Raw genomic sequence first — 25,269 nt, forward strand, 5'->3', positions numbered from 1 at the left:
GCGGTGCGGGGGTGCCGTCGGCAGGCCGTCGCGTCCGGGGGCCGGGGGAAGACTTCTCGCTCACCCGGCCAGCGTATCGGCCCGGGGCGCGATCACCGTGGGTCGCGGGGTCGCCGTCCGGGGAGCGGCGCACCACGGCCGGGCCGGACCTGGCGGCTCGGCGGCGCCGCCACGATGGGTACGCTGCACTTCATGCGCGCGCTCCTTGTGGTCAACCCGGCAGCAACCACTACGAGTGCCCGGACCCTCGATGTCATCAGCCACGCGCTCGCCAGCGATCTGCGGCTGGAGGTCGCCGCCACCGAGCACCGCGGTCACGCGCGTTCGCTGGCCCGCGCGGCGGCCGAACGGGGCGATGTCGAGCTGGTGATCGCGCTCGGCGGCGACGGCACCGTCAACGAGGTCGTCAACGGGCTGCTGACCCACGGTCCGGATGTCGCCGCGCTGCCGAGGCTGGCCGTGGTGCCGGGTGGTTCGACCAATGTCTTCGCCCGCGCGCTGGGGCTGCCCAACGACGCGGTGGAGGCCACCGGCGCGCTGTTGTCGGCGCTGGCCGACGGCAGCGAGCGGACGATCGGGCTGGGGCGGGCCTCCGGGACGCCCGGCAGCGAGGACGCGGAGGTGCCGCCGCGCTGGTTCACGTTCTGCGCGGGGCTGGGTTTCGACGCCGGAGTGATCGGGCGGGTCGAACAGCAGCGGGAGCGCGGCAAGCGCTCGACCCACGCGCTGTACATGCGCCAGGTGTTGAGCCACTTCGTGCACGACCCGCGCCGCAGCCGGGGCACGATCACGCTGGAGCGGCCCGGTCATGCTCCGGTGGAGGATCTGGTCGTCTCGATAGTCTGCAACACCGCTCCGTGGACCTACCTGGGCAACAAGCCGGTGTACGCGGTGCCCGGCACCTCCTTCGACACCGCCCTCGACGTGCTGGCTCTCTCCAAGCTGTCGTCCGCCGCGGTCACCCGGTACGGCGCTCAGCTGCTGCGTTCCACCCCGGAGCGGGGGCCGCAGGGGAAGCATGTCGCGTCGCTGCACGACGTGAGCGAGTTCACCTTGCATTCGCAGGCTCCGCTGCCCTTTCAACTGGACGGCGACCACCTGGGAGTGCGTACCAGCGTGGACTTCACAGGCGTACCCCGTGCACTGCGTGTGATTGTGTGAGTCGATCCCCTCAAAATCCTTTCAGTCGAACGTTTAGGCCAGTCTCCACCCAGGAGAAGTAGGGCTGTGAGCTAACCGACACCAAGGATTCAAAAAAAACTTTTCAGAAGGGGTTGTATCAGCCGTCGAGGTTTGCGAACCTCTACATGGCGATCGGGACAGCCGACACATCGGCTCCAACGTCACACCGATTCGCCCTGACTCCCCGCCCGAGTGTGGGGAACGACACGGCCCTCCCGGAGACAGATCTTCCAGATCTTCTTGCTCTCCGAGGGGATTCGTGAAAGCGTTCACATTCACAAGCAATGTTACTGCAACCTGCAGGAGATGGAGCAGACATGGACTGGCGTCACAACGCCGTTTGCCGCGAAGAAGACCCCGAGCTCTTCTTCCCCATCGGCAACACCGGTCCTGCGCTGCTGCAGATCGAGGAAGCCAAGGCAGTTTGCCGCCGCTGCCCCGTCATGGAGCAGTGCCTGCAGTGGGCGCTGGAGTCCGGCCAGGACTCCGGTGTCTGGGGCGGGCTGAGCGAGGACGAGCGCCGCGCGATGAAGCGCCGCGCCGCTCGCAACCGGGCCCGCAAGGCCAACGCCTGACGCTGACGGCCCACGGCCGAGCGTCACCGCTGCCCCGAGCCGCAGCACGCAGCGTCCGCGCTGTAAAGCATCACCGAAGACTGGACAACGGTCACCGGCCTCACGGCCGGGGGCCCGCACCACGCCATTGGCCCCGGATCGCACGCCCTGCGATCCGGGGCCAACGCGTGTGTGCCGACGATCCGTTGCCCCCGGCCGTCCCCCGGCCGCCGCGCAGGCACCCGCGCCCGGCGCACTCCGCGCCTCGCCGCTCCCCCGCGCCCGCCTCCGTCACTCCGGCGCGCACAGCGCGGCGAGGGCGCGCGACCCGGCGGATAACTCCGGCACAACGGGAAGAAGTTCCGGCATCGGCGACCGGAGATCTTCCCGCGCGCGCCTTCCCGGCAAGCGGATTATCCGGTTGTGGGCCGCCCCTGAAGTGCCCGGGCTTTCCTCGCGGTTGAACGCGATCCCGCTTTATCCGAAACCGACATCCGTACGGGTCGGGGAGAATCCGGCATTACCGCACGCATCGCGGATCTGGTTATCGAACGTTCACTCACTCGCGACGCACCGACTGGTCCCCGCCGGCCGTGAGTCCGCCCCGAGCGGGCCGATCCGGCCCTGCCACGAACCGTGACCGGTATACCGGCCGGACACCCGCCTAGAGGCAGCACCGAGGCGGGAGAACCGCACGGCCCAGGACCCGTTCAGCGGCCCGCCGGCTCCAGCGGGAGGTCCACGACGGCCCGGGTGCCGCCGCCGGCGGCCGGGACCATGTCGAACCGGCCCCCCAGTTCGCCCTCCACCAGGGTCCGCACGATCTGCAGACCGAGGCTGGAGGCGCCCGCGAGGTCGAAGTCCTCGGGCAGCCCCCGCCCGTCGTCCTCGACGGTGACCATCAGCCGGCCCGCGCCCCGTACCCGGTCCGGCTCGGTGCGGGTGGCGGAGACCTCCACCGTGCCCTGGTCGCCGGGGCCGTAGGCGTGCTCCAGCGCGTTCTGGAGGATCTCGGTGAGCACCATCGACAGCGGCGTGGCCGTCTCCGCGTCGAGGATGCCGAAGCGGCCGGTGCGCCGGATCGTCACGCGCCCGGGTGACAGCTCGGCCATCATGCCGAGCACCCGGTCGGTGATCTCGTCGAACTCCACGCGCTCGTCGAGGTTCTGCGAGAGCGTCTCGTGGACGATGGCGATGGAACCGACGCGGCGCACGGCCTCCTCCAGCGCCTCCCGGGCGCCGCCCTCGCCTCCGGGGCCGATCCGGCGGGCCTGGAGCCGCAGCAGCGCGGCGACGGTCTGGAGGTTGTTCTTCACCCGGTGGTGGATCTCCCGGATGGTGGCGTCCTTGGTGATCAGCTCCCGCTCACGGCGCCGCAGTTCGGTGACGTCCCGCAGCAGGATCAGCGAACCGACCCGCTCTCCCTTGGGCTTGAGCGGGATCGCGCGCAGCTGGATGACGCAGTCGCCGCCGTCGATCTCCGTCTCGCGGGGCGCGTAGCCGCTGGCCAGCTTCACCAGCGACTCGTCCACCGGCCCCCGGGTAGGCGCCAGCTGCGCGGTGGTCGGGCCCAGCGGCAGGCCGACCAGGTCGGCGGCGAGGCCCAGACGGTGGTAGGCGGAGAGGGCGTTGGGGCTGGCGTACTGCACGGAGCCCTCGGCGTCGAGCCGGATGAAGCCGTCGCCGACCCGTGGTGCGCGGTCCATGCCGACCTGCTGCCCGGGGAAGGGGAAGCTGCCGGCGGCGATCATCTGCGCCAGGTCGGAGGCGCTCTGCAGGTAGGTCAGCTCCAGCCGGCTCGGTGTGCGCACCGTCAGCAGGTTGGTGTTGCGCGCGATAACGCCCAGGACGCGGCCCTCCCGGCGCACCGGGATGGACTCCACCCGGACCGGGACCTCCTCGCGCCACTCCGGGTCGCCCTCGCGCACGATGCGGCCCTCGTCCAGCGCGGCGTCCAGCAGCGGCCTGCGCCCGCGCGGCACCAGATGCCCGACCATGTCGTCCTGGTAGCTGGTGGGCCCGGTGTTCGGCCGCATCTGGGCGATCGAGACGTAGCGGGTCCCGTCGCGCGTCGGCAGCCAGAGCACCAGATCGGCGAAGGAGAGGTCGGCGAGCAACTGCCACTCGGAGACGAGCAGATGGAGCCAGTCGAGTTCGGGCTCACCGAGATCGGTGTGCTGACGCACGAGGTCGTTCATGGAGGGCACGGTGGTGAGCTTACCGGCGCGTGGCCGGAAGATGGCGGTCCGGGAGTGCGCCGGGGCACAAGAAACGACGGCATGGAGCGAGATGCGTCACGCACGGTGGAAGAAACCGTTCAGAGCATGGACACAACCCAGTGGTCCAGTCCACAATGACGAGACCACCACATACTTCTGCTCTCCCCGCACAGGAGAGCAGAGCCGGGCCCGGCGCTCTCTGCCCTGACGGCGCCCGGGCCGGATCGCTCCGGGCTGCGGTGCCGGCAGGGCTGAGGGTCCCTGACTGGCGCCGCGGCCCGTGGGTGTCCCCGGGGCGCGACGCTCCGAGCGATCACCGGCAGACCGGCCGTACCTGGGCCGGCAGCGGGCGGCACGTCAGCGGCTCCGCCACCTTCCGGCACACGGGACCGCCCCGAGGTCGGCGCGCTCATTGCTTGGAGCGCCCTCACGCCTGAATCCGCCAGCGCGGGTTCACCCCGCGCACGTACACCTCCCGTACGCACAGCCCACGCACGTACACCTCCCGTACAAGCGAACCGCCCGGACCCGTCCCGCATGGCGGGGCCGGTCCGGGCGGTGTACGACTGTGCGGCTGTGCGGCGTGACGACCGCACGGCGTCACCACGAGGTGGCGGTCAGCCGACCCCGGCGATGACCTCGGCGGCGGCCTGTCCGCAGACCCTGGCGGCCCCGTGGGTGGCGATATGGGGAGCACCGGCGGGGGTGGCCTGGGGCACGCCCATCTCCACCACCACGGTGTCCGGCCGTGCGGCGAGCAGCGCGTCGACGGTCTGCGCCATCCACGCGTGGCGGTGCGCGCTGCGCACCACGGCGACGACCGTCCGTTCCCCGGCGGCGTCCAGGATCTCCCGGGCGCGGTCGGCGGCGGAGCGTCCGGGGGCACTGTCGGGGGTGTGGACGGACTCCGTGGTGCCGGGCAGCAGCCGGCCCAGTTCGGCCGCGAGGCCCCAGGGGGTCTCGCTGCCGACGGCGATGTTGGTCGCCGGGTTGAAGGAGGCGACGTGGGCCGGGCCGCCGGGCACGGCGGCGGGACGGCCGGCGGGACGGGTGACGGTCAGCGCGCGGCGGGCCGCCTCCAGGCCGACACCGGGGGCGGGTTCACCGGCGGTGGAGCGCTCGCGCGCGGCGACGGTCCAGCGGCCGAGGTCGCGAACGCGTTCGGCCGCCTCGTGCAGGCGTTCCTCGGTGAGCAGGCCGGTGCGTACTCCGGCGACCAGCGCGTCACGGAGGGCCAGGACCTGGTCCTCCTCCCACGCGGTGCCGCCCACGCAGATGGCGTCCGCGCCCGCCGCGATGGCGAGGACGGTGCCGCGCTCCATGCCGTGGGTGGCGGCGATGGCGTCCATCTCCATGCCGTCGGTGAAGATCAGGCCGTCGAACCCGAGGCCGCCGTCGGTGGCGGGGGCGCGCAGCAGACCGTGCAGCACGGCGGGGCTGAGCGTGCCGGGCAGTTCGGGGTCGAGGGCGGGCAGCAGGATGTGGGCGCTCATCACGCAGCGGGTCCCGGCGGCCACGGCGGCCCGGAAGGGGACCAGTTCGCGGGCGTGCAGGGTCTCCAGGTCGACGCCGATCCGCGGCAGCGCGAGGTGGGAGTCGACATCGGTGTCGCCGTGGCCCGGGAAGTGCTTGACGCAGGCGGCGACGCCGGTGGACTGCGTTCCCTCGATGAACGCGGCGGTGTGGCGTGCGACGAGGGCGGGGTCGTCGCCGAAGGACCGGGTGCCGATGACCGGGTTGTCGGGGTTGGAGTTGATGTCGGCGGACGGCGCCCAGTTGACGGTGACGCCGCACGCGGCGAGCCGTCGGCCCATCTCGGTGGCGACGGCCCGGGTGAGGGCGGGGTCGTCGACGGCGCCGAGGGCGTGGTTGCCGGGGAAGGAGGAGCCGCCGCCGACCTCCATCCTGGTGACGTCGCCGCCTTCCTCGTCGATCGAGATCAGGGCGTGCGGGTTGGCGGCGCGCAGCTGGCCGGTGAGCGAGGTCAGCTGGGCCGGGGAGACGACGTTGCGGCCGAAGAGCCCGACCCCCGTCATGCCGTTCTCCATCAGCCGCAGCAGCCAGGCGGGCGCGGTGTCGGTGCCCGCGAAGGCGGGCTGGAGGACGGCCAGGGCGTCACGGGTGAGGCTGTCGGTGGCGGAGACCGGCGCGGTCATGGGTGACTATCCCTTCACGGCTCCGGCGGACATGCCGCCGGTGACCCGTCGCTGGAGGATGAGGAAGAGGATCAGGACGGGCAGGGTGACCAGCATGGAGGCGGCCATCGTCGCGCCCCAGTCGTTGCCGAACTGGGTCTGGAAGGAGGCCAGCCACAGCGGCAGCGTGGACGCCTCGGGCGACTTGTTCAGCACCAGCACCATCGGGAACTCGTTCCACGCCATGATGAAGCCGAAGATCGAGGTGGCCATCAGACCGGGGGCGAGCAGCGGGAAGATCACCCGGAAGAACGCCTGGGTCCGGGTGCAGCCGTCGATCATCGCGGCCTCCTCCAGTTCCCTCGGCACCGCGGCGATGAAGCCGCGCAGTGTCCACAGGGTGAAGGGAAGGGCCATCACGAAGTAGATGAGGGTCAGCGTCAGGATGCTGTTGAGCATCTCCAGGTCCCGGGCGTTGAGGTACATCACGATGATGAGGACCTCCCAGGGAGCCATCTGGGCCATCATCACCACCAGCACCATGCCGCGGCGGCCCCGGAACTTCATCCGGGCGATGGCGAAGCCGGCCGCGAGGGCGACGAGCAGCGCCAGGAAGACCGCGCCGAGGGTGACGACCAGGCTGTTGCGGACATAGGTCCAGAACAGGTCGACCTCGATGGCCCGGGTGTAGTTCTCCAGGGTGGGGATGAAGAAGAAGACCGGGTCCCGGGTGAGGATGTCGCCGCGCGGCTTCAGCGAGCTGGCGAACATCCAGTAGACCGGGAAGATGAAGAGCAGCGAGAGCAGCAGCGCGGTCACGTTGGGCCAGATCTTGCCGAACCGCTTGGCGCGCAGCGCGCGGGCTCCGCCGCCCGTGCCGCCGGAGCGGGCGGTACCGGCCACGGTCTGGCGTACCGGGTCGCCGGCTGGGGGCGCCCCGCCCGGCCCCGAGATGTTCACGTCACTGATCCGGTCGGTGATCTTGTCGGGGGTCATGACTGCTCCTTCTCCTGCTTGAGGATCAGGCGGAAGTAGAAGGACATGGCGACCATCAGGATCAGCAGGGTCAGAACGGAGATGGCGGCGGCGACGCCGTACTGCTGCTGGCCCATGCCCTCGACGAAGGCCATGACCGGCAGGGTCTCGGACGAGCGGTTGGGACCGCCGCCGTTGAGGGCGTAGATCTGCGCGAACGCCTTGAAGACCCAGATGATCTCCAGGAACGTCGTGATCAGGAAGAAGGGCTTCATGATCGGCAGCACGATGGACCAGAAGATCCGCCAGGCGGAGGCGCCGTCCATCCGTGCCGCCTCGTAGATCTCGCCGCTGACGGTGGTGAGCCCGGCGTAGAGGTTGAGCGCGACGAACGGGACGGACATCCACACGATCAGCAGGCTGGCGATGGTGAGGGTGGAGAAGCCCGAGTCGAACCAGTTGTGCTGTTCGTACCCGGAGAAGCCGAGGGTCCGCATCAGCCAGTTCATCAGGCCGAACTGGGTGTCGAAGATCCAGCGGAAGACGGTGGTGCTGGGGATGATCGGCATCGCCCAGGCCAGCACCAGCGAGATCGAGAAGACCAGCCGCATCCGCTTGCCGAGCCGCATCAGCAGCAGGCCGCACAGGGTGCCGATCACCATGATCAGCACCACGTTGGCGGCCATGAAGACGAAGGTGCGCAGGAGGGTGGACCAGAACCGCTCGTTGGTGAGGACCTCGCTGTAGTTGTCGAGGCCCGTCCACTCGGTGGTGCGGGAGATGAGCTGCCGCCGACCGAACTCCTGGAGGGAGATCAGGACGTTACGGAAGAGGGCGCCGCCGAGGACCACGCCGAGCGCGATCAACGCCGGGGCGATCAGCAGGTAGGGCAGGAGGCGGGTGCCCAGCCCCTTGCCTCCCCGCTTGCGGTCAGGTGGTGCCACCACGTCCGGTGTCTCTGCGCTCATCGGCGTCTTCCTCGGGGGTCGGGCTCAGGGCGCACGGTCAAGGCCGTGCGGGTGGATACGGGTCTCGGGGCCGCCGGTGGGGCGGCCCCGTGACCGGCGGGTCAGTCTCGGTTGATGCGTTCGGTGATCTCGGCGTCCGCGGTGGTGGCGGCGCTCTCGTAGTCGGCGCCGTCGAGCGCGGCGGTCATCATTTCCTTGATGGGGTTGGGCACGACCTCGACGTTGGCCCAGCCGGGGGCCAGCGGGAAGAAGTCGCCGTACTCCGCGGTCTCGCCCATCACCTCGACGAACGATCCGGGCTCGGTCTCCGGGAGGGCCGCCTCCTGGTTGGGCAGCATCGGGGTGGCCTCCGCGAACTTGGTCATCCACTCGGCGGAGGTGGCCATCCTCAGCCACTCCTGCGCCAGCTCCTTGTCACCGGCGCGCTCGGCGACGGCGAGGTTGGAGCCGCCCAGGAAGACGCTGCCGAGCGTGTCGGCGGTCTTGCCCGGAATGGGGAAGTAGCCGTAGTCGGCGTCGCGGCCGGCCTCTTCCAGGGCCTCGATGGCCGCCTCGGCCTGCCAGGGCAGGCCGATCCAGGTGGCCACCTGGCTCTGGGGGATGACCTCGGTGGCCTGCTGGGGGCTGGCCTCGTCGTTGTCGGTCGGCGAGTCGGAGAAGGACTGCAGCTCGGCGTAGAACTCCATCGCCGCCCGGCCCTCGGGGGTGTTGAGCGCGCCGGCCCAGGCGTCGCCGTCCTCGACCGCGAAGTCGCCGCCCTCGTCCCAGACGAAGCCCGCGAAGACGTAGAAGTTCTGGCCCGGCATGTAGATGGGCTCGAATTCGGTGTTGTCCTCGATGAGCTGGAGGGCCTCGACCCACTCCTCGCGGGTGGTGGGCACCTCCGCGCCGGCCTCGGCCCAGACGTCCTTGTCGTAGATGACCGCGCGGTTGGCGGTGTACCACGGCGCCGCGTACAGCGCGCCGTCGAACTCGACGGTGGCGAGCGTGCTCTGGTACCAGTCGTCGTAGCCGAGGTCGCCCCTGATGTCGGTCAGGTCGGCCAGCCCGGTGGAGTCGGCGAACGCCGGGGTCTGGGTGTTGCCGACCTCCAGGACGTCAACGGTGCCGTCCTCGGAGAGCGCCGTGGTGACGCGCTCCTGGATGCCGTTCCACTCCTGGATCTCCACGTTGACCTTGACGTCGTGCTCCTCCTCGAACGCCGAGTTCAGCTCGTCGAGCCACTCGTCAGGAGCGGAGCCCTGCATCAGCCACACCGTGATCGAGTCGGCGGAGCCGCCGTCGCTCCCGCCCTCACCACTGCCGCAGGCGGCCACCGAGGCCACCATCGCCGCCACGCCTGTCGCCGCAATCAGCTTGCGCTTCACGTCACCCTCCCGGGGCGGCCGCTCTCCGCTCGCGTCCGGCGGGGCGGCCCTCTCTGTGCGTCGAGTGGTGTAGACCACTTGTGTGAAGACTGGGTCAGGCGGGATTGGAGTGTCAAGGGAGTCCAGTGCGGCCACGGAGTTCCGTTATCGGACCGACATGCCCGTTTCACCTGCGGCAACGCGGTGCGGTGCGCTCGTCCGCGGGCCCCGGGCGGCCCTGGCCGCGCCCCGGAGCGGGGCGGTCGCGGGGGTCCGCGACCGTGCCCCCGGGGAACGCCGCGAGGCGGCGGTCCCACGGGGGCGCGGGGTGGATCAGTTGCGGTTGATCCGGTCGGTGATCTCGTCGTCCGCGGTGGTGGCGGCCGTCTCGAAGTCCTCACCGTTGAGCACGGCGGTCATCATTTCCTTGATGGGGTTGGGCACGACCTCGACGTTGGCCCAGCCGGTCACCAGCGGCGGGAAGTTCCCGTAGTCCGCCGCCTGGCCCATGACCTCGACGAAGGAGCCCTCCTCCGCGTCGGGCAGCGCGCTCTGCTGGTTGGGCAGCATCGGCGTGGCCTCGGCGAACTTGGTCATCCACTCGGCGGAGGTGGCCATCTTCAGCCACTCCTGCGCCAGCTCCTTGTCACCGGCGCGCTCGGCGACAGCGAGGTTGGAGCCGCCCAGGAAGACCTGGCCGGGGGCGTCGGCGGTCTTGCCCGGGATCGGGAAGTAGCCGAGGTTGGCGTCGCGGCCGGCGTCCTCCAGGGCCTCGATGGCGCCGGAGGCCTCCCAGGGCAGACCGATCCAGGTCGCGACCTCGCCCTGCGGGATGACCTCGGTGGCCTGCTGGGGGCTGGCCTCGTCGTTGTCGGTCGGCGAGTCGGAGAAGGACTGCAGCTCGGCGTAGAACTCCATGCCGGCCTGACCCTCGGGGGTGTTCAGCCCGCCGACCAGGCCGTCGCCGTCCTCGACCGCGAAGTCGCCGCCCTCGTCCCAGATGAAACCGCCCAGGATGTAGTAGCTCTGACCCGGGAGGTAGATGGGCTCGGCGTCGGTGTTGTCCTCGATGAGCTGGAGGGCCTCGACCCACTCCTCGCGGGTGGTGGGCACCTCCGCGCCGGCCTCGGCCCAGATGTCCTTGTCGTAGATGACCGCGCGGTTGGCGGTGTACCAGGGCGCCGCGTACAGCGCGCCGTCGAGCTCCGCGGTGGCCAGCGGGCCCTCGAACCAGTCGTCGTAGCCGAGGTCGCCCCTGATGTCGGTCAGGTCGGCCAGACCGGTGGAGTCGGCGAACGCCGGGGTCTGGGTGTTGCCCAGCTCCAGGACGTCAACGGTGCCGTCCTCGGAGAGCGCCGTGGTGACGCGCTCCTGGATGCCGTTCCACTCCTGGATCTCCACGTTGACCTTGACGTCGTGCTCCTCCTCGAACGCCGAGTTCAGCTCGTCGAGCCACTCGTCAGGAGCGGAGCCCTGCATCAGCCAGACAGTGATGGCATCGGCGGAACCGCCACCGCTGCCGCCGCCGTTGCCGCCGTCGTCACCGGAACCGCACGCGGCCACAGAGGCCGCCATCGCCGCCACGCCTATGGCCGCAATCAGCTTGCGCTTCACGTCACCCTCCTCGGGGGAGGCCGGACCCCTTGCGCCTGGTCACGGGACGGCCTTTAGTGGTGTAGTCAACAGGTGTAGACCAGTCGACCTGCAGCGTGGACTAGACCACTTTCAGGTGTCAAGTGGCCCACCCCACACCGCAGGTGTCCGTTATCGGACCGACACCTGCACGATGAAGCGGCACTGGTCCAGACCGTGCCACCATATGGGCCGCGAAGTTTCGGAGGAAGCCGGTGACCCCACCACAGAAGGACCCCGGAAGGCGTGGCACACGGGCCGACAAGGGCCCCTTCGCCACCCACGGCCCGCTCGGTTCGACGGGCACGCCGGGAGCCGACGCCGCCGACCGTACCCGCACCGCGCGAGTACCAAAGTACTACCGTCTGAAGCGGCATCTGCAGGAGATGACCGAGACCATGCCCCCGGGCACCCCGGTCCCGCCGGAGCGCTCCCTCGCCGCGGAGTTCGACACCTCCCGCACCACGGTCCGCCAGGCGCTCCAGGAACTGGTCGTCGAAGGACGGCTGGAACGCATCCAGGGCAAGGGCACCTTTGTCGCGAAACCGAAGGTCTCGCAGGCACTCCAGCTCACCTCCTACACCGAGGACATGCGCGCGCAGGGGCTGGAGCCCACCTCCCAGCTCCTGGAGATCGGCTACATCACCGCCGACGACCGGCTCGGCGAACTGCTGGACATCCCGCGCGGCGGCCGGGTGCTGCGGATCGAGCGGCTGCGGCTCGCCAGCGGCGAGCCGATGGCCATCGAGACCACCCACCTCTCGCAGGCCAGGTTCCCCGCGCTGCGCCGCAGCCTGGTGCGCTACACCTCGCTCTACGCGGCGCTGGACGAGGTGTACGACGTCCATCTCGCCCACGCCGAGGAGACGATCGAGACCTCGCTGGCGACCCCGCGCGAGGCCGGGCTGCTGGGCACCGACGTCGGCCTGCCGATGCTGATGCTCTCCCGGCACTCACGGGACTCCTCCGGCGAGCCGGTGGAGTGGGTCCGCTCGGTCTACCGGGGCGACCGCTACAAGTTCGTCGCCAACCTGGAGCGCCCCCGGGGCTGAGCCACCCCGCGGCCCCACCCCGGGCGGCGGCTGCCGGCCCCGCCCGCAGCGCCCTCACGGACGCGCGCCCGTACCCACGGGCGCGCGTCCGCGCGTTCCGGCAGGCCGTCCCGCCGGCAAGGCGATCCGGCCTGTTCGGCCGAAAACCGCCCTCCGTGGTGACCACCGTCACGGGCCCGGCACCGTTCGTCGCGGACAACGACCGCCGGGCGCGGCTCACGACCGCTCGGCGACCGCTCGGCGCACGGGCGCGGCGGATATCCACAACGCCGTCCTGACCATGGCTTTACCGGTGGTTACGCGCTTAGATTCCGCCCTGAGGCGTCTCCGGTGGATCTTGCACGGAGAGACGAGCCGCCCGGCCCTCCCGTCCGGCTCGCGCACCGGTCCCCCAGGGCCGACCGGGGACGCCCCGGTCCGTCAGTGCCGACGACAGGGAACGGGACACTCCCATGCTCCAACAGGTCCGTATCAAGACGGTGGTCATCTGGACCACGGTGGCGCTGGTCAGCGCCGTCGCATGGTCCGTGCTCGCGCTCTCGCGGGGCGAGGAGGTGTCCGCCGCCTGGATGGTCGCGGCGGCCCTCGGCTCCTACGCCGTCGCCTACCGGTTCTACTCCAAGTTCATCGCCTACCGCGCCCTGAAGGTGGACCGCACCCGGGCGACGCCCGCGGAGCGGCTCAACGACGGCGTCGACTACCACCCCACCGACCGCCGGGTGCTGCTCGGTCACCACTTCGCCTCGATCTCCGGCGCCGGCCCGCTGGTCGGCCCGGTCCTCGCCGCGCAGATGGGCTACCTCCCGGGCACCATCTGGATCATCGCCGGCGTGATCTTCGCCGGCGCGGTGCAGGACATGGTCGTCATGTTCTTCTCCGCCCGGCGCAACGGGAAGTCGCTCGGCTCGATGATCCGGGACGAGATCGGCCCGGTCGGCGGCATCGCCGCGCTGGTCGCGGTCTTCGCCATCCTGATCATCCTGCTGGGCGTGCTCGCGCTGGTGGTCCTCAACGCGCTGGCCGAGTCGCCGTGGGGCACCTTCTCCACCGCGATGACGATGCCGGTCGCGGTCTTCATGGGCCTGTACCTGCGGTACCTGAGGCCGGGCAAGGTCGCCGAGGTCACGGTGATCGGCGTGGCCCTGCTGCTCTTCTCCATCGTGGCGGGCCGCTGGGTCGCGGAGTCCGGCTGGGCGGACTTCTTCACCCTCTCCCCGCAGGCCCTGGTGGGCTGGCTGGTCGCGTACGGCTTCATCGCCTCGGTGCTGCCGGTGTGGCTGCTGATGTCGCCGCGCGACTATCTCTCGACCTTTCTCAAGATCGGCACCATCGGCCTGCTCTTCGTCGGTGTGCTCATCGCCAACCCGACGCTGAAGATGGAGGCGGTGACCGACTTCGCGAGCCGCGGCGACGGCCCGGTCTTCGCGGGGTCGCTCTTCCCGTTCGTCTTCATCACCATCGCCTGCGGCGCGCTGTCCGGCTTCCACGCCCTGGTCGCCTCCGGCACCACACCGAAGATGCTCCAGAAGGAGCCGCAGGTGCGGCCGATCGGCTACGGCGGCATGCTGATGGAGTCCTCGGTCGCGGTGCTGGCGATCATCGCCGCCTGTGTGCTCGACCCGGGGCTGTACTTCTCGATGAACGCGCCGGTGTCGGTCATCGGTGACACCGTCCAGTCCGCCTCCGACACCATCAGCAGCTGGGGTTACGTGATCACCCCGGAGGCGCTGCAGGCGGCGGCCGACTCGGTCGAGGAGGGGTCGCTGCTGTCCAAGACCGGCGGTGCGCCGACCTTCGCGATGGGTGTGGCGGTCATCTTCGCCGACTTCCTCGGCGGCCAGTCGGCGATGGCGTTCTGGTACCACTTCGCCATCATGTTCGAGGTCCTGTTCATCCTGACCACGATCGACTCCGGTACCCGGATCGGCCGCTTCATGCTGCAGGAGGTGGCGGGCAAGGCCAACCCGAAGTTCCGCGACCACTCCTGGAAGCCGGGTGTCTGGCTCGCCAGCGGGGTGGTGGCCGGGCTGTGGGGCTACTTCCTGTGGGTCGGCGTCAACGACCCGCTCGGTGGAATCCGTTCGCTGTTCCCGGTGTTCGGCATCTCCAACCAGCTGCTCGCCGCCATCGCGCTGACGATCTGCACCACGCTGATGATCAAGTCCGGGCGGCTCAAGTACGCCTGGGTGACCGGCGTTCCGCTGGCCTGGATCACGGTCGTGACCCTGGTTGCCAGCTGGCAGAAGGTCTTCTCCGCCGACCCGAACATCGGCTTCTTCGCGCAGCGGTCCCTCTACCGGGACGCGATCAACGCGGGCGAGTCCATCGGCGGCCAGACCGAGGACCAGATGCGCACCGTCGTCACCAACGCCACGGTGAACGGCCTCATCTCGGCCGTCTTCGCGGTGCTGGTCATCATCATCATCGTGGACGCCGGCCGGGTCTGCCTGAAGGCGGTCCGCCGCCCCGACGAGGTGGTGGACCTGGAAGCACCGCACGAGCCGTCGCGGATCATCGCTCCCGACAGCATCCTGGCGACCCGGGAGGAGCGGGCCGAACTGGAGGCAGCCGGGCTGCCGTCCACCGGCGGAGTTCCCGGCGAGTACGGCCCCACACCGAAACCGGAGGAGGGCGAGGGCCGATGAGGCGGGCGGCACGCGGGCTGTGGTGGTACCTCACCGAGCTCACCGGTGAACTGACCGGCGACAACGCCTACCGGCGCTACTCCGAGCGGGCGCGCCGGGAGGACCCGGCGGCGGCGGTCATGACCCGCCGGGAGTTCGAGCGGGAACGCGCCGACGCCCGCGCCGCCAGACCCAACGGCGGCGGCCGCTGCTGCTGATCCATCCGTGGTGGCCGGCACCACCGGCGCTCGAAGCCGTACCGCCGCGCCCGCGACCGGGCCGTCCCGACGGAAACTTTCCGTCGGGACGGCCCGGTTCGTGGTCTGGTTCCGCCGCTTAGAAAGAAGCATGTGCCGCGTGGCGCGCCCCGCCGTTGCGCCGAACCGGTGATCTCGGCCACAACTCCCCCGCGCGAGCGGGGTCTCGAACGCCTGCCGTAACGATTCTCCGACGCGCCACGCGCGGGCGGTCCCGGGACGCGATCCATCTCACGTATCCCCCGCGACGGGCGGACGCGTCACCCGTCCGGCGAGCAACCGCAGGTCATGGGAACCGAGTTCGCGGGCCCCCTCCCGGCGCCCCGACGCACCCGCCGCCGGCACCCGGTCCGGGGGTGCCGGGCGGCGTCGGCACGGCCCGGCGCGGGGGCATATCCTTTGGCCGCCGCTTCGCCCGCGGGCCGCGTGACGCCCCGGGGAAACGGCCTCCACGCCGCGTCCCGGCCCACCGCCGAGAACCGCCGCCGCGCGCCCTCCGGGGCCGCCCTGGGCGGCCCTTCGGGAGCCCCGGGACCCGGGGCCGGTCGGCGTCCCCGCCTACCACGACGTCACCCCCCGACACACCACTGACACAAGATATGGGGGTGCGTGCGCCATCGGCCCCCAGATGTATGATCGGCCGTGCTGTCGCAGCAGGGGAATCCGGTGTGAATCCGGGGCTGTCCCGCAACGGTGTGCGCCACTTCGGCGTGGCGCGAAGCCCGAGCACCTGCACGAGAGCGTGATGACGTCCGGGCCTCGTGGATTGGGCCCGCGGACGCGGCCCCGACGTGTGCCCGCGTGCGCCGAGCCCGATCCCGCGAAGGCCGAGAGCCACGAGGGAGAACGCGTGACCATCGCACCAGCGGAGCCCGTCTCAGCCGCCGCGCCCGAGGAGCAGGACCAGCCCGGCAGCGTGCTGCTCGCCGAGCTGACCCGGCTGACCGCCGACCTCCCCGCGACCGAGCCCGGCCGGGTGGCCGCGGCCGCGCTGCGGGGACGCCATGCCGGCTCCGACGCCGCCGAGTTGCGGTCGCTCGCCATCGAGGCGGCGGCCGGTCTGATCGCGGACGAGCCGCAGTACTCCCGGCTGGCCGCGCGGCTGCTCACCCTCGCCATCCGCGAGGAGGCCGCCGGACAGGGCTCCGTCTCCTTCTCCACCTCGGTGGCCGTGGGCCACCGCGAGGGCCTGATCGCCGACTCCACCGCCGCCTTCGTGCGGCGGCACGCCGAACGCCTCGACGAGCTGGCCGAGTCCGCCTCGGCCGACGGCGCCGACGACCGGTTCGGCTACTTCGGTCTGCGCACCGTCCAGTCCCGCTACCTGCTGCGCCACCCGATCACCCGCGCGGTCATCGAGACCCCGCAGCACTTCCTGCTGCGGGTGGCCTGCGGCCTGGCGGACGGCGACAACGAGCGTGCGGTGGTCGAGGTCGCCGAGCTGTACCGGCTGACCAGCACGCTCTCCTACCTGCCCTCCTCCCCCACCCTGTTCAACTCCGGCACCCGGCACCCGCAGATGTCCTCCTGCTACCTGCTGGACTCGCCGCTGGACGAGCTGGACTCCATCTACGACCGCTACCACCAGGTCGCGCGGCTCTCCAAGCACGCCGGTGGCATCGGTCTCTCCTACTCCCGCATCCGGGCGCGCGGTTCGCTGATCCGGGGCACCAACGGCCACTCCAACGGCATCGTGCCGTTCCTGCGGACGCTGGACGCCTCGGTGGCCGCCGTCAACCAGGGCGGACGCCGCAAGGGCGCGGCCTGCGTCTACCTGGAGACCTGGCACGCGGACCTGGAGGAGTTCCTGGAGCTGCGTGACAACACCGGTGAGGAGGCCCGCCGGACGCACAACCTCAATCTCGCGCACTGGATCCCGGACGAGTTCATGCGCCGCGTCGAGGCGGACGGCGACTGGTCGCTGTTCTCCCCGGCCGAGGTCCCCGAGCTGGTGGACCTGTGGGGCGACGAGTTCGACGCCGCCTACCGGAAGGCCGAGGCCGAGGGCAAGGCCGTCAAGGCCGTCCCGGCCCGCCAGCTCTACGCCCGGATGATGCGCACCCTGGCGCAGACCGGCAACGGCTGGATGACCTTCAAGGACGCCGCCAACCGCACCGCCAACCAGACGGCGGAGCCGGGCGCCGTGGTGCACTCCTCCAATCTGTGCACCGAGATCCTGGAGGTCACCTCCGACGGCGAGACCGCGGTCTGCAACCTGGGCTCGGTCAACCTGGCCGCGCATCTGGGCACCGACGGCGAGATGGACTGGGAGCGGCTGGACGACACCGTCCGCACCGCCGTGACCTTCCTCGACCGCGTGGTGGACATCAACTTCTACCCGACCGAGCAGGCGGGTGCCTCCAACTCCCGCTGGCGGCCGGTGGGCCTGGGCCTGATGGGCCTCCAGGACGTCTTCTTCCGCCTCAAGCTGCCCTTCGACTCCCCCGAGGCGCGCCGGCTCTCCAGCCGCATCTCGGAACGGATCATGCTGGCCGCCTACCACGCGTCGGCGGACCTCGCCGAGCGCCACGGCCCGCACGCGGGCTGGGAGGCCACCCGCACCGCGCGCGGCGTGCTGCACCCCGACCACTACCCCGACGCCGAGCGCACCTGGCCCGAGCGCTGGGAGGAGCTGCGCGCCCGGATCGCCAAGACCGGCATGCGCAACTCCCTGCTGCTCGCCATCGCGCCGACCGCGACCATCGCGTCGATCGCCGGTGTCTACGAGTGCATCGAGCCGCAGGTCTCCAACCTGTTCAAGCGCGAGACGCTCAGTGGCGAGTTCCTCCAGGTCAACACCTACCTGGTGGAGGAGCTGAAGGAGCGCGGGCTGTGGAACGACACCACCCGTGAGGCCCTGCGCGAGGCCAGCGGCTCCGTGCAGGAGCTGGCGGCGCTGCCGGAGGACGTGCGGCACCTGTACCGCACCGCCTGGGAGGTGCCGCAGCGGGCGCTGATCGACATGGCGGCCGACCGCACCCCGTACCTGGACCAGAGCCAGTCGCTGAACCTCTTCATGGCGGCGCCGACCATCGGCAAGCTCAGCTCGATGTACGCGTACGCCTGGAAGCGCGGCATCAAGACCACGTACTACCTGCGTTCGCGTCCGGCCACCCGGATCGCGCAGTCCGCGCGGGCCGGCGCCGTGAGCGTCGCGGTGCCGCCGCAGCAGACGGCGGAGGCCGCCGACGCCGTCGCCTGCTCCCTTGAGAACCCCGAATCCTGCGAGGCATGCCAGTGACCGCCCCCGTACCCGCCCAGCCGACGCGGCCGAAGGCCGTCAAGAACCTGCTCGACCCCGGGTTCGAGCTGACGCTGCGGCCGATGCGCTACCCGGACTTCTACGACCGGTACCGGGACGCCATCAAGAACACCTGGACGGTCGAGGAGGTCGACCTCCACTCGGACGTGGCCGACCTGGCGAAGCTGTCCCCGGGCGAGCAGCACATGATCGGCCGCCTGGTGGCGTTCTTCGCCACCGGTGACTCGATCGTCTCCAACAACCTGGTGCTGACGCTCTACAAGCACATCAACTCCCCCGAGGCGCGGCTGTACCTCTCGCGGCAGCTCTTCGAGGAGGCCGTGCACGTCCAGTTCTATCTGACGCTGCTCGACACCTACCTGCCCGACCCGGACGAGCGGGCCGAGGCGTTCGCGGCGGTGGAGAACATCCCCTCCATCCGGGAGAAGGCGCAGTTCTGCTTCCGCTGGATGGACTCGGTGGAGAAGATCGACCGCCTGGAGACCAAGGACGACCGGCGGCGGTTCCTGCTCAACCTGATCTGCTTCGCCGCCTGCATCGAGGGGCTGTTCTTCTACGGCGCCTTCGCCTACGTGTACTGGTTCCGCTCCCGCGGTCTGCTGCACGGCCTGGCCACCGGCACCAACTGGGTCTTCCGGGACGAGAGCTGCCACATGGACTTCGCGTTCCACGTGGTGGACACCGTCCGTCACGAGGAGCCGGAGCTCTTCGACGAGGAGCTGGGCCGCCAGGTCACCGACATGCTCAAGGAGGCGGTCGAGGCCGAGTTGCAGTTCGCCCGCGACCTGTGCGGGGACGGCCTGGCCGGCATGAACACCGAGTCCATGCGCGAGTACCTGGAGTGCGTCGCGGACCAGCGGCTGGTGCGGCTGGGCATGGAGCCGGTGTTCGGCTCGCAGAACCCGTTCTCCTTCATGGAGCTCCAGAACGTCCAGGAGCTGACCAACTTCTTCGAGCGGCGGGCCTCGGCCTACCAGGTCGCCGTCGAGGGCAAGGTCGCGCTCGACGAGGAGTTCTGAGCCAGACGGACAGGCTCCAGCGGTCCGCCGGCAGCCCCGGCGGACCGCTGGAGCCGGCTGTACCGGCGGACGCCACGGCCCCGGTTCCTCCCCTCGGCGGGGTGGAACCGGGGCCGTGGCGCGTCGGGTCCGGGGCCGCGTCACGTCATCTCGCGGGCCCGTTCCATCCGTTCCTCGTGCTGCGCCCGGTACTCGGCGAGCATCCCGGAGTGCTCCTCGATGACGTCGCGCTGGTGGTCGGCGTCGATCTCCGCCCACCGGCCGACGAGGTCGGTCTCCTCCTTGCAGCCGACATCCGCGACGGCGACCTCCACGGCGAGTTCGCCGGAGATGTCGCCTCCGAGGCCGAGTTCCTCGTGGACGGTGAGGGGGCTGGCGGCCTCGTGGCCGTGGCCGGCCATGCAGCCGGACCACTCGCCCAGCAGCTCCGTGAGCCGTTCGTCCTCGTCGGCGTGGTGGGCCGCCTCGTCCGCGAGTTCGAAGATGACGGTGGGGTCCACCCAGTCGGCGTCGGGCCGGTTGATGGTGAGGGTCGCCTGGCCGTAGCAGCCGGTGATCGGTACCGGGACGCCGTTCAGCTCCGGCCCGGTCATCTCCTCGGCCTCCTCCAGCGTCTCGGGGAACTCCAGGTCGATCCCCGGGTCGCCGTGGAGGGCGAGTTCCTGGTCGGCGGTGAGGTCGTCGGTGTACGCCGGCGCGTAGGTGGCCGGGTCGAGGTCCACGGGGTGCATGTAGCCGTGTTCGGCGGCGACTTCGGCGTCGTCCACCCCGTACAGATAGAGATGGGGGTCCAGGGGCGTGGCCGTGACGGCTGCCGGGCTGTACTCCTGGCCGTGGCGCGCCATGCAGGTGCTGATCAGGCGGTCGCGGGCCGCCTCCAGCTCCGCCTGGTCGGCGTCGGAGATGCGGTACTCGTCGAGCGGGAGGACGAGTCCGGCCGTCAGGGAGGCGGCGGGCACCACGGCGCCGCCGCCGTGGGGACTGTCGGTGTCCTCGCCGTCCGTGGGCCGTTGTTCGGCACCGGCCGCCTCACCGGCGTCCGGGGAGTCGGTGTCCGGGTCGTCGGCGGCGCCGGAGCAGGCCGCCACGGCGAGCAGCGGCAGCAGGGCGATCAGGGCCAGGTGGCGGGTGGCGGCGCGGATCGGGCGCACTTCGTTTCTCCCGGTGGCTGGTTCGCGGGACAGGTCGGGATCACGGCCACCGTGACCGGCCGCTCCCGGGTTCGGGAGCGGCCGGTCACGGTGGGGCCCGTCCGGGCACCGGCCGCGGGGCCGGGGCCGGGACGGGCCGGGTGACGTCAGATGCCGCAGTTGGGCGCGGACCAGAACCGGCTGGCCCGGTGGTCCACGTGGGTGTGGTCGTTGTGCCCCGGGTAGCCCGGGCCGAGGATGCCGTTGAACCCGTGGTTGCGGGCGGCCTGTGCCAGTGAGCAGAAGGAGTGGCTGCCGACGAGGTCGGCGGCGTCACCGTAGAGGTGACGGCTGTTGCTGGCGCCGCCCACCGCGTTGTTGCAGGAGACGGAGCGGAACCCGCTGCTGATGTTCAGCGGGGCGTTGCCCATGGCGCGGCGCATCGCCTGCAGCTTCCACATGGTGCGCTTGCCGTTCTCACGGGCTGTGGCCGCGCCGACGGCGCCACCGGACCAGTTGGAGTTGCAGCGGTTCAGCTCGGCGAAGGTGAAGTTCGCCGGGGAGCAGTCGGCGCTCTGCAGGGCGTAGATCTGGTTGAAGGTGTTCGGGCCGGCGACACCGTCGGCGGCGAGGCCGTACGCCTGCTGGAAGCGGGTGACGGCCTGGGCGGTGTGGGGACCGAACTGACCGTCGATGGCGAGGACCTGGCCGGTTCCGGGGTAGCCCGCGACCCGGATCTGGAGCTGGGTCACGTCGGCGCCGGACGCGCCCTGGCTGAGGGTCCGGTTCCAGGTGTAGCACGCGTCCATCGTGCCGACGTCCTGTGTCGTGTCGTCCGCGACGGTGCGGTCGGCCGGCAGCGGAGCGGCGACCGCGCTGCCGGCGGTGACGGCGGTGCCGACCAGCCCGACTGTCGCGACCATGACAAAGGACAGGGCGTACCGGGACATGCGTCTGAGCATGACTCCTCCGGGGGAGCGTGGGGGGACTGGCGCTCTGAGACTGGCCCACGACGCCACCGCCGTCAACTGCCGACCGGCTTCCGCCAGTGGGCGAGCCACTGGCGGAAACCGGCCGACGACACATCAGCCCTGGTCAGGACCGGCGTGAACCGGTCAGTCGTTCGGCACCGTTTCATAGCGCGGGGTGCCCTCCGCCATCATCTTCAGGGCCTCCTTGCGCTCGCGCTTGGAGAGCCGGTCGATGTACAGCCAGCCGTAGAGGTGGTCGGTCTCGTGCTGGAGGCAGCGGGCGAAGTAGCCGGTTCCGCGGACCCGGATGTCGTTGCCCAGCGCGTCCTGGCCGCGCACCACCGCGTAGTCCGGCCGGGCCAGCTCCATGTAGGCGGTCGGGACGGAGAGGCAGCCCTCGTTGTTGTCGTCCAGCTCCCGCATCCCCGCAGGGAGTTCCTCCAGCACCGGGTTGCAGACGGCGCCCACGTGGCGCACACCGTCGTCGTCCGGGCAGTCGTAGACGAAGACCTTCAGATCGACGCCGATCTGGTTGGCGGCCAGCCCCACACCCTCGGCCGCACGCTGGGAGGCGAACATGTCGTCGATGAGTGACGCCAGTTCGGGCCCGAACTCGGTGACGTCACGGCACTCCTGGTGCAGCACCGGGTTCCCGACCACCGTGATCGGCCGCGCCGTGCCCCGCTCGCGGTGGGCCTGCTCCCGTTCCGCGCAGTCCTGGGTGTCGTCGACGAACTCGGCGTCGGTCTGCTGACCGGTGTCCTGCTGCGGCATGGTCCGGGGACCACCTTCCTGAAAAGACATGGCTGACGTGGCGCGTGAGCGCGGCGGAGTGCGACGGGCCACACGGCCGGGAGACGCGTGCCGCCGGGTCGGGCGACCGGCGTTCGGCGTCTCCACGGGATCGCGTACAGCTTACGACGCCACCCGGACCGCCCGACCGTGCCGCCTTCCCGCACCGCCGACGGCGGTCTCCGGCAGCGCCGGAGACATCGCGGAACCGCGCGCCCGCACGGCACGCGGTCCAGGTGTCGGGGGCTCAGCAGACCTCTTCGAGGTCCCGCCACTCCCGGGTGTCCGGGCTGTCGGCGACCCAGCTGTCCAGCAGGCCACGGACCAGCGGCGCCGGGGCGGCCAGGCCGCACTCGCGTTCGGGTGACCACAGGGTCCCCGCCCCGGTGTGGCCGAGCGGGCCGGGGCGGCCCGGCAGGCTGTGGTCGTGCGGATCGTGCTGGGCCTGGCCGTCACCCTCCTCGCTCGGCATCCGGCTCTCCGAGCAGCTCCGGCACAGCAACCGCACCGAGGAGGACCAGTCCTCCGCCGCGTACCCGGCGTCCGCGGCCAGCCGCTCCAGGGCGTCGCGGTCCTTGGGGCTGGCCGCGCCCAGCAGCACCACCCAGGTGGGCACCGCCGAGGGTGCCCAGAGTTCGATCTCGTCGAAGACGGGGAAGACCGAGGTCCAGCCGCTGGCGGCGGTGGTGCGCTCCCCGTTGGGCACACCGTCGTGCATGACCACCTCGCCCCAGCGCCGGCCGGAGGACGGCAGCGGGATGTTGCGCACCTCTATCCGTGCCGGGTCGAGCCGCCGGCCCCAGACCACCTCGGACTCGCCCTCCGGCGAGAGCCGGACGGCGGCGCCGCCCAGCCGGGAGGACTGCGGCTCCTGCGAGATGTCCCCGGGAACGTCCAGGCCGTAGGCCGCCCACGCCCGGCGGGCCAGCGGCCAGTCCTGGAGCGCGGTCGCGGCGATGCCGAGGTTCCACCAGTCCGGGGCGCCGGTGCTCTTCTCCAGCAGCGCGACCGCGCGCAGACCGGCCGTGCGGGCCTGCTCCCAGTCGTGCCGGAACTTGTGGAGCAGTGCCAGGTTGAACCAGGACTCCGACAGCCATGGCTCCAGATCGGCGGCGCGCGTCAGCAGCGCGCCCGCGTCCTCGTAACGGCCGTCGTCCATCAGCGCGAAGGCGCGGTTGGTCGCCAGCCGCCAGTCGGTGGACGGCCGCTGCCGGACCCTGCCGAAGATCCTCACGATGCCCTGTCCGCTCCCGCCTTGTAAGCCTGTCGTCCGTCAGACTCCTGTCCGCCACGGGGCCTGTCCAACCCTGCGCGGCGGAGTCTGGTCTCAGCATGGGCCAGCCTGCCCGCTCGCGCGAGCGATGGCGACCGGTCGTCCCCCGGCCGGGACGCCGACGGCGCCCGGCACCCTGCCGCGCATACCGCGTGCACGCCGCGCACGGCGCCCAACAACGGCCACGGGGAGGGGTGTCACGCCATCCGAAGCCGCCCGGCGCGCAACCTCGACATCACACGGCGCGCGGTCCCGCGTCCACGCCGAGCGCGTGCGCCCGGTGGTCCGGTACTGCTCCGACCGGGCGACGCGGCGACGCTACCAGGGCGGGTGACGGCGCGCCCCGCACTCTGCCACGCGGGTGACCGGCCGCGATCCGTCCGGCGTGTCTGCGCCGACGACCCGGGCGGCGCACCGAACGGCCGTGGAGCCGCCTGCCGGCGGCTCCACGGTCACCTCACGATTCGCACCGGAGGGACGCGCTGTCCCGCGCGGCGACGGGATCAGCGGGTCTGCTCCTCGGGCGGCAGCGTCCCCGAGCGGATCATCTCGATCCGCTCCATCACCTTCGCCCGCAGGTCGGTCGGCACCTCGTCCTGACCGCAGCAGCGCTTGACCAGCTTCTTGACGGACTGCTCCAGCCCGTACTTCTCCAGGCACGGAGAGCACTCGTCCATGTGCACCTGGAACTTGGCGCGGTCCCCGTCGGGCATCTCGCTGTCCAGGTACTCGTAGAGATGGTCCAGAACCTCGCCGCAGTCCGTCTCGTGCGGCTCCTCGCAACTCATGATTCCGAACCCTTCTCCACACCTGCGGACGCGAGCCCCCGGTCCCTCGCGTAGTCGCTCAGCATGTCGCGCAGCTGTCGCCGGCCCCGGTGCAGCCGGGACATCACCGTACCGATGGGAGTACCCATGATGTCGGCGATCTCCTTGTAGGCGAAGCCCTCGACGTCAGCGAGATAGACGGCGATCCGGAAGTCCTCCGGGATCGCCTGGAGCGCCTGCTTCACGTCCGAGTCCGGCAGGTGGTCCAGCGCCTGCGACTCGGCCGACTTGAGGCCGGTCGACATGTGCGACTCGGCCCGTGCCAGCTGCCAGTCCTCGATCTCCTCCGCGGCGCTGCGCTGCGGTTCGCGCTGCTTCTTGCGGTAGGAGTTGATGAAGGTGTTGGTGAGGATGCGGTAGAGCCACGCCTTGAGGTTGGTGCCGCGCCGGAACTGGTGGAACGACGCGTACGCCTTGGCGTAGGTCTCCTGCACGAGGTCCTCGGCGTCCGCCGGGTTCCGCGTCATGCGCAGCGCGGCCGAGTACATCTGGTCGAGGAAGCCGAGCGCCTCCTGCTCGAAGCGCGCGTTGCGTTCCTCGGCGCTCTCCTCGGCGCCTCCCTCGTCGGTCGTGCTGACCGGACCCACCTCCTCGGTGACGGCGAAGAGCCCGGTGAGGGGCTCACTCGTCTCGGAGGATAGACGACGACCGGGCACGTCCGCCCGCGCGACGGGCCCCCGCCCGGCGAGGCGCAGCGTGGCCCAGTCGATCTCCGCGGCGGTGGCCTGCGGCCTGGCTGGGCAAGCGGTCGATCCCATGGGTGCGGCTTCCTCTCTGACGGGGAGTGCGCGCCCGGTCACCGATCAGCCGGGGAGCGCCTGCCATTCGGTCACAACACCGGCCGCCCCGCGCCCATTCCCGGGGCGGCCGGCGGCCGGGGCGGGGCGCCGGGCGACGGACGCGCAGCTCAGGCGGGGACGAGAGCAGACGCGCGGGCGGACACGCGCCGGGTGTGGGCGGTGTCACCCCGACGGAGGCCGCCGCCGGGCGTGGCGCGCGGGACGGACGGTGAGCGCGGGACGGACGGTGGGCGGGGGACGGACCCGCGGCG

At 71.1% G+C, this 25,269-nt stretch carries 19 protein-coding genes and 1 riboswitch; of the genes, 7 read left to right on the forward strand and 12 right to left on the reverse strand.

Annotated features, from left to right (window positions below; translation table 11 throughout):
- Positions 1 to 192: 192 nt before the first annotated feature.
- Positions 193 to 1,161 carry a diacylglycerol/lipid kinase family protein gene (locus tag E0D90_RS06900; protein ID WP_103503171.1) on the forward strand — a complete coding sequence of 323 codons (969 nt, stop codon included), beginning with the start codon at positions 193 to 195 and terminating at the stop codon, positions 1,159 to 1,161.
- 338 nt (positions 1,162 to 1,499) lie between these two features.
- Positions 1,500 to 1,757 carry a WhiB family transcriptional regulator gene (locus E0D90_RS06905; protein WP_103503164.1) on the forward strand — a complete coding sequence of 86 codons (258 nt, stop codon included), beginning with the start codon at positions 1,500 to 1,502 and terminating at the stop codon, positions 1,755 to 1,757.
- A 689-nt stretch (positions 1,758 to 2,446) separates the two neighbouring features.
- Here E0D90_RS06905 and E0D90_RS06910 read toward each other — a convergent pair.
- From E0D90_RS06910 to E0D90_RS06935, 6 genes are all read right to left on the reverse strand, one after another.
- On the reverse strand, positions 2,447 to 3,934 hold the full coding sequence (locus E0D90_RS06910) for a sensor histidine kinase (RefSeq protein ID WP_103503165.1): 1,488 nt from the start codon (positions 3,932 to 3,934) through the stop codon (positions 2,447 to 2,449).
- Positions 3,935 to 4,572: 638 nt separating this feature from the next.
- Positions 4,573 to 6,111: a glycoside hydrolase family 3 protein gene (locus tag E0D90_RS06915; protein ID WP_130797001.1), complete on the reverse strand. Its 1,539-nt coding sequence runs from the start codon at positions 6,109 to 6,111 to the stop codon at positions 4,573 to 4,575.
- A 6-nt stretch (positions 6,112 to 6,117) separates the two neighbouring features.
- Complete coding sequence (locus E0D90_RS06920; RefSeq protein WP_157996825.1) at positions 6,118 to 6,945, reverse strand: carbohydrate ABC transporter permease; 828 nt, start codon at positions 6,943 to 6,945, stop codon at positions 6,118 to 6,120.
- Positions 6,946 to 7,082: 137 nt separating this feature from the next.
- Positions 7,083 to 8,033, reverse strand: coding sequence for a carbohydrate ABC transporter permease (locus E0D90_RS06925; RefSeq protein WP_103503168.1), 951 nt, complete (start codon positions 8,031 to 8,033; stop codon positions 7,083 to 7,085).
- Positions 8,034 to 8,134: 101 nt separating this feature from the next.
- Positions 8,135 to 9,400, reverse strand: coding sequence for an extracellular solute-binding protein (locus E0D90_RS06930; RefSeq protein WP_130797002.1), 1,266 nt, complete (start codon positions 9,398 to 9,400; stop codon positions 8,135 to 8,137).
- A 312-nt stretch (positions 9,401 to 9,712) separates the two neighbouring features.
- The gene (locus E0D90_RS06935; RefSeq protein ID WP_130797003.1) at positions 9,713 to 10,993 is read right to left on the reverse strand and encodes an extracellular solute-binding protein; all 1,281 of its coding nucleotides are present in this window, start codon (positions 10,991 to 10,993) and stop codon (positions 9,713 to 9,715) included.
- A gap of 233 nt (positions 10,994 to 11,226) precedes the next feature.
- Here E0D90_RS06935 and E0D90_RS06940 point away from each other — a divergent pair, with 233 nt between their 5' ends.
- The 5 genes from E0D90_RS06940 to E0D90_RS06960 all read left to right on the forward strand — a co-directional run bounded on the left by E0D90_RS06940 (position 11,227) and on the right by E0D90_RS06960 (position 19,225).
- Entirely contained in the window at positions 11,227 to 12,063 is an 837-nt protein-coding gene (locus tag E0D90_RS06940) for a GntR family transcriptional regulator (protein WP_227870047.1), read from the forward strand.
- Between the two features lie 452 nt (positions 12,064 to 12,515).
- Positions 12,516 to 14,708 carry a carbon starvation CstA family protein gene (locus tag E0D90_RS06945; RefSeq protein ID WP_130797004.1) on the forward strand — a complete coding sequence of 731 codons (2,193 nt, stop codon included), beginning with the start codon at positions 12,516 to 12,518 and terminating at the stop codon, positions 14,706 to 14,708.
- Complete coding sequence (locus tag E0D90_RS06950; RefSeq protein WP_103504791.1) at positions 14,705 to 14,905, forward strand: CstA-like transporter-associated (seleno)protein; 201 nt, start codon at positions 14,705 to 14,707, stop codon at positions 14,903 to 14,905. Before E0D90_RS06945 ends, E0D90_RS06950 begins: the two co-directional genes overlap by 4 nt.
- A 631-nt stretch (positions 14,906 to 15,536) precedes the next feature.
- Positions 15,537 to 15,696: riboswitch (cobalamin riboswitch) on the forward strand.
- A gap of 98 nt (positions 15,697 to 15,794) precedes the next feature.
- Positions 15,795 to 18,185, forward strand: coding sequence for a ribonucleoside-diphosphate reductase subunit alpha (locus tag E0D90_RS06955; RefSeq protein WP_130797005.1), 2,391 nt, complete (start codon positions 15,795 to 15,797; stop codon positions 18,183 to 18,185).
- Positions 18,176 to 19,225 carry a ribonucleotide-diphosphate reductase subunit beta gene (locus E0D90_RS06960; protein ID WP_103504792.1) on the forward strand — a complete coding sequence of 350 codons (1,050 nt, stop codon included), beginning with the start codon at positions 18,176 to 18,178 and terminating at the stop codon, positions 19,223 to 19,225. The genes E0D90_RS06955 and E0D90_RS06960 overlap by 10 nt, the downstream gene beginning before the upstream one ends.
- Positions 19,226 to 19,365: 140 nt before the next feature.
- On the opposite strand, the gene E0D90_RS06965 is transcribed toward E0D90_RS06960, so the two are convergent.
- The 6 genes from E0D90_RS06965 to E0D90_RS06990 form a co-directional block, all read right to left on the reverse strand.
- On the reverse strand, positions 19,366 to 20,376 hold the full coding sequence (locus E0D90_RS06965; RefSeq protein ID WP_130797006.1) for a hypothetical protein: 1,011 nt from the start codon (positions 20,374 to 20,376) through the stop codon (positions 19,366 to 19,368).
- Positions 20,377 to 20,522: 146 nt separating this feature from the next.
- Positions 20,523 to 21,317 (reverse strand): D-Ala-D-Ala carboxypeptidase family metallohydrolase, encoded by a 795-nt coding sequence (locus E0D90_RS06970; protein WP_103504794.1) that lies wholly within the window; start codon positions 21,315 to 21,317, stop codon positions 20,523 to 20,525.
- Positions 21,318 to 21,470: 153 nt separating this feature from the next.
- On the reverse strand, positions 21,471 to 22,100 hold the full coding sequence (gene def / locus E0D90_RS06975) for a peptide deformylase (protein ID WP_103504795.1): 630 nt from the start codon (positions 22,098 to 22,100) through the stop codon (positions 21,471 to 21,473).
- Between the two features lie 265 nt (positions 22,101 to 22,365).
- Positions 22,366 to 23,352: a tetratricopeptide repeat protein gene (locus E0D90_RS06980; RefSeq protein ID WP_103504796.1), complete on the reverse strand. Its 987-nt coding sequence runs from the start codon at positions 23,350 to 23,352 to the stop codon at positions 22,366 to 22,368.
- Between the two features lie 542 nt (positions 23,353 to 23,894).
- Positions 23,895 to 24,179 (reverse strand): mycothiol system anti-sigma-R factor, encoded by a 285-nt coding sequence (gene rsrA / locus E0D90_RS06985; protein ID WP_103504797.1) that lies wholly within the window; start codon positions 24,177 to 24,179, stop codon positions 23,895 to 23,897.
- Entirely contained in the window at positions 24,176 to 24,976 is an 801-nt protein-coding gene (locus E0D90_RS06990) for a sigma-70 family RNA polymerase sigma factor (protein WP_130797007.1), read from the reverse strand. The genes rsrA and E0D90_RS06990 overlap by 4 nt, the downstream gene beginning before the upstream one ends.
- Positions 24,977 to 25,269 lie beyond the last annotated feature (293 nt).

This window comes from Streptomyces otsuchiensis (genome assembly GCF_004305975.1).
In the GTDB taxonomy this organism is placed as follows: domain Bacteria; phylum Actinomycetota; class Actinomycetes; order Streptomycetales; family Streptomycetaceae; genus Streptomyces; species Streptomyces otsuchiensis.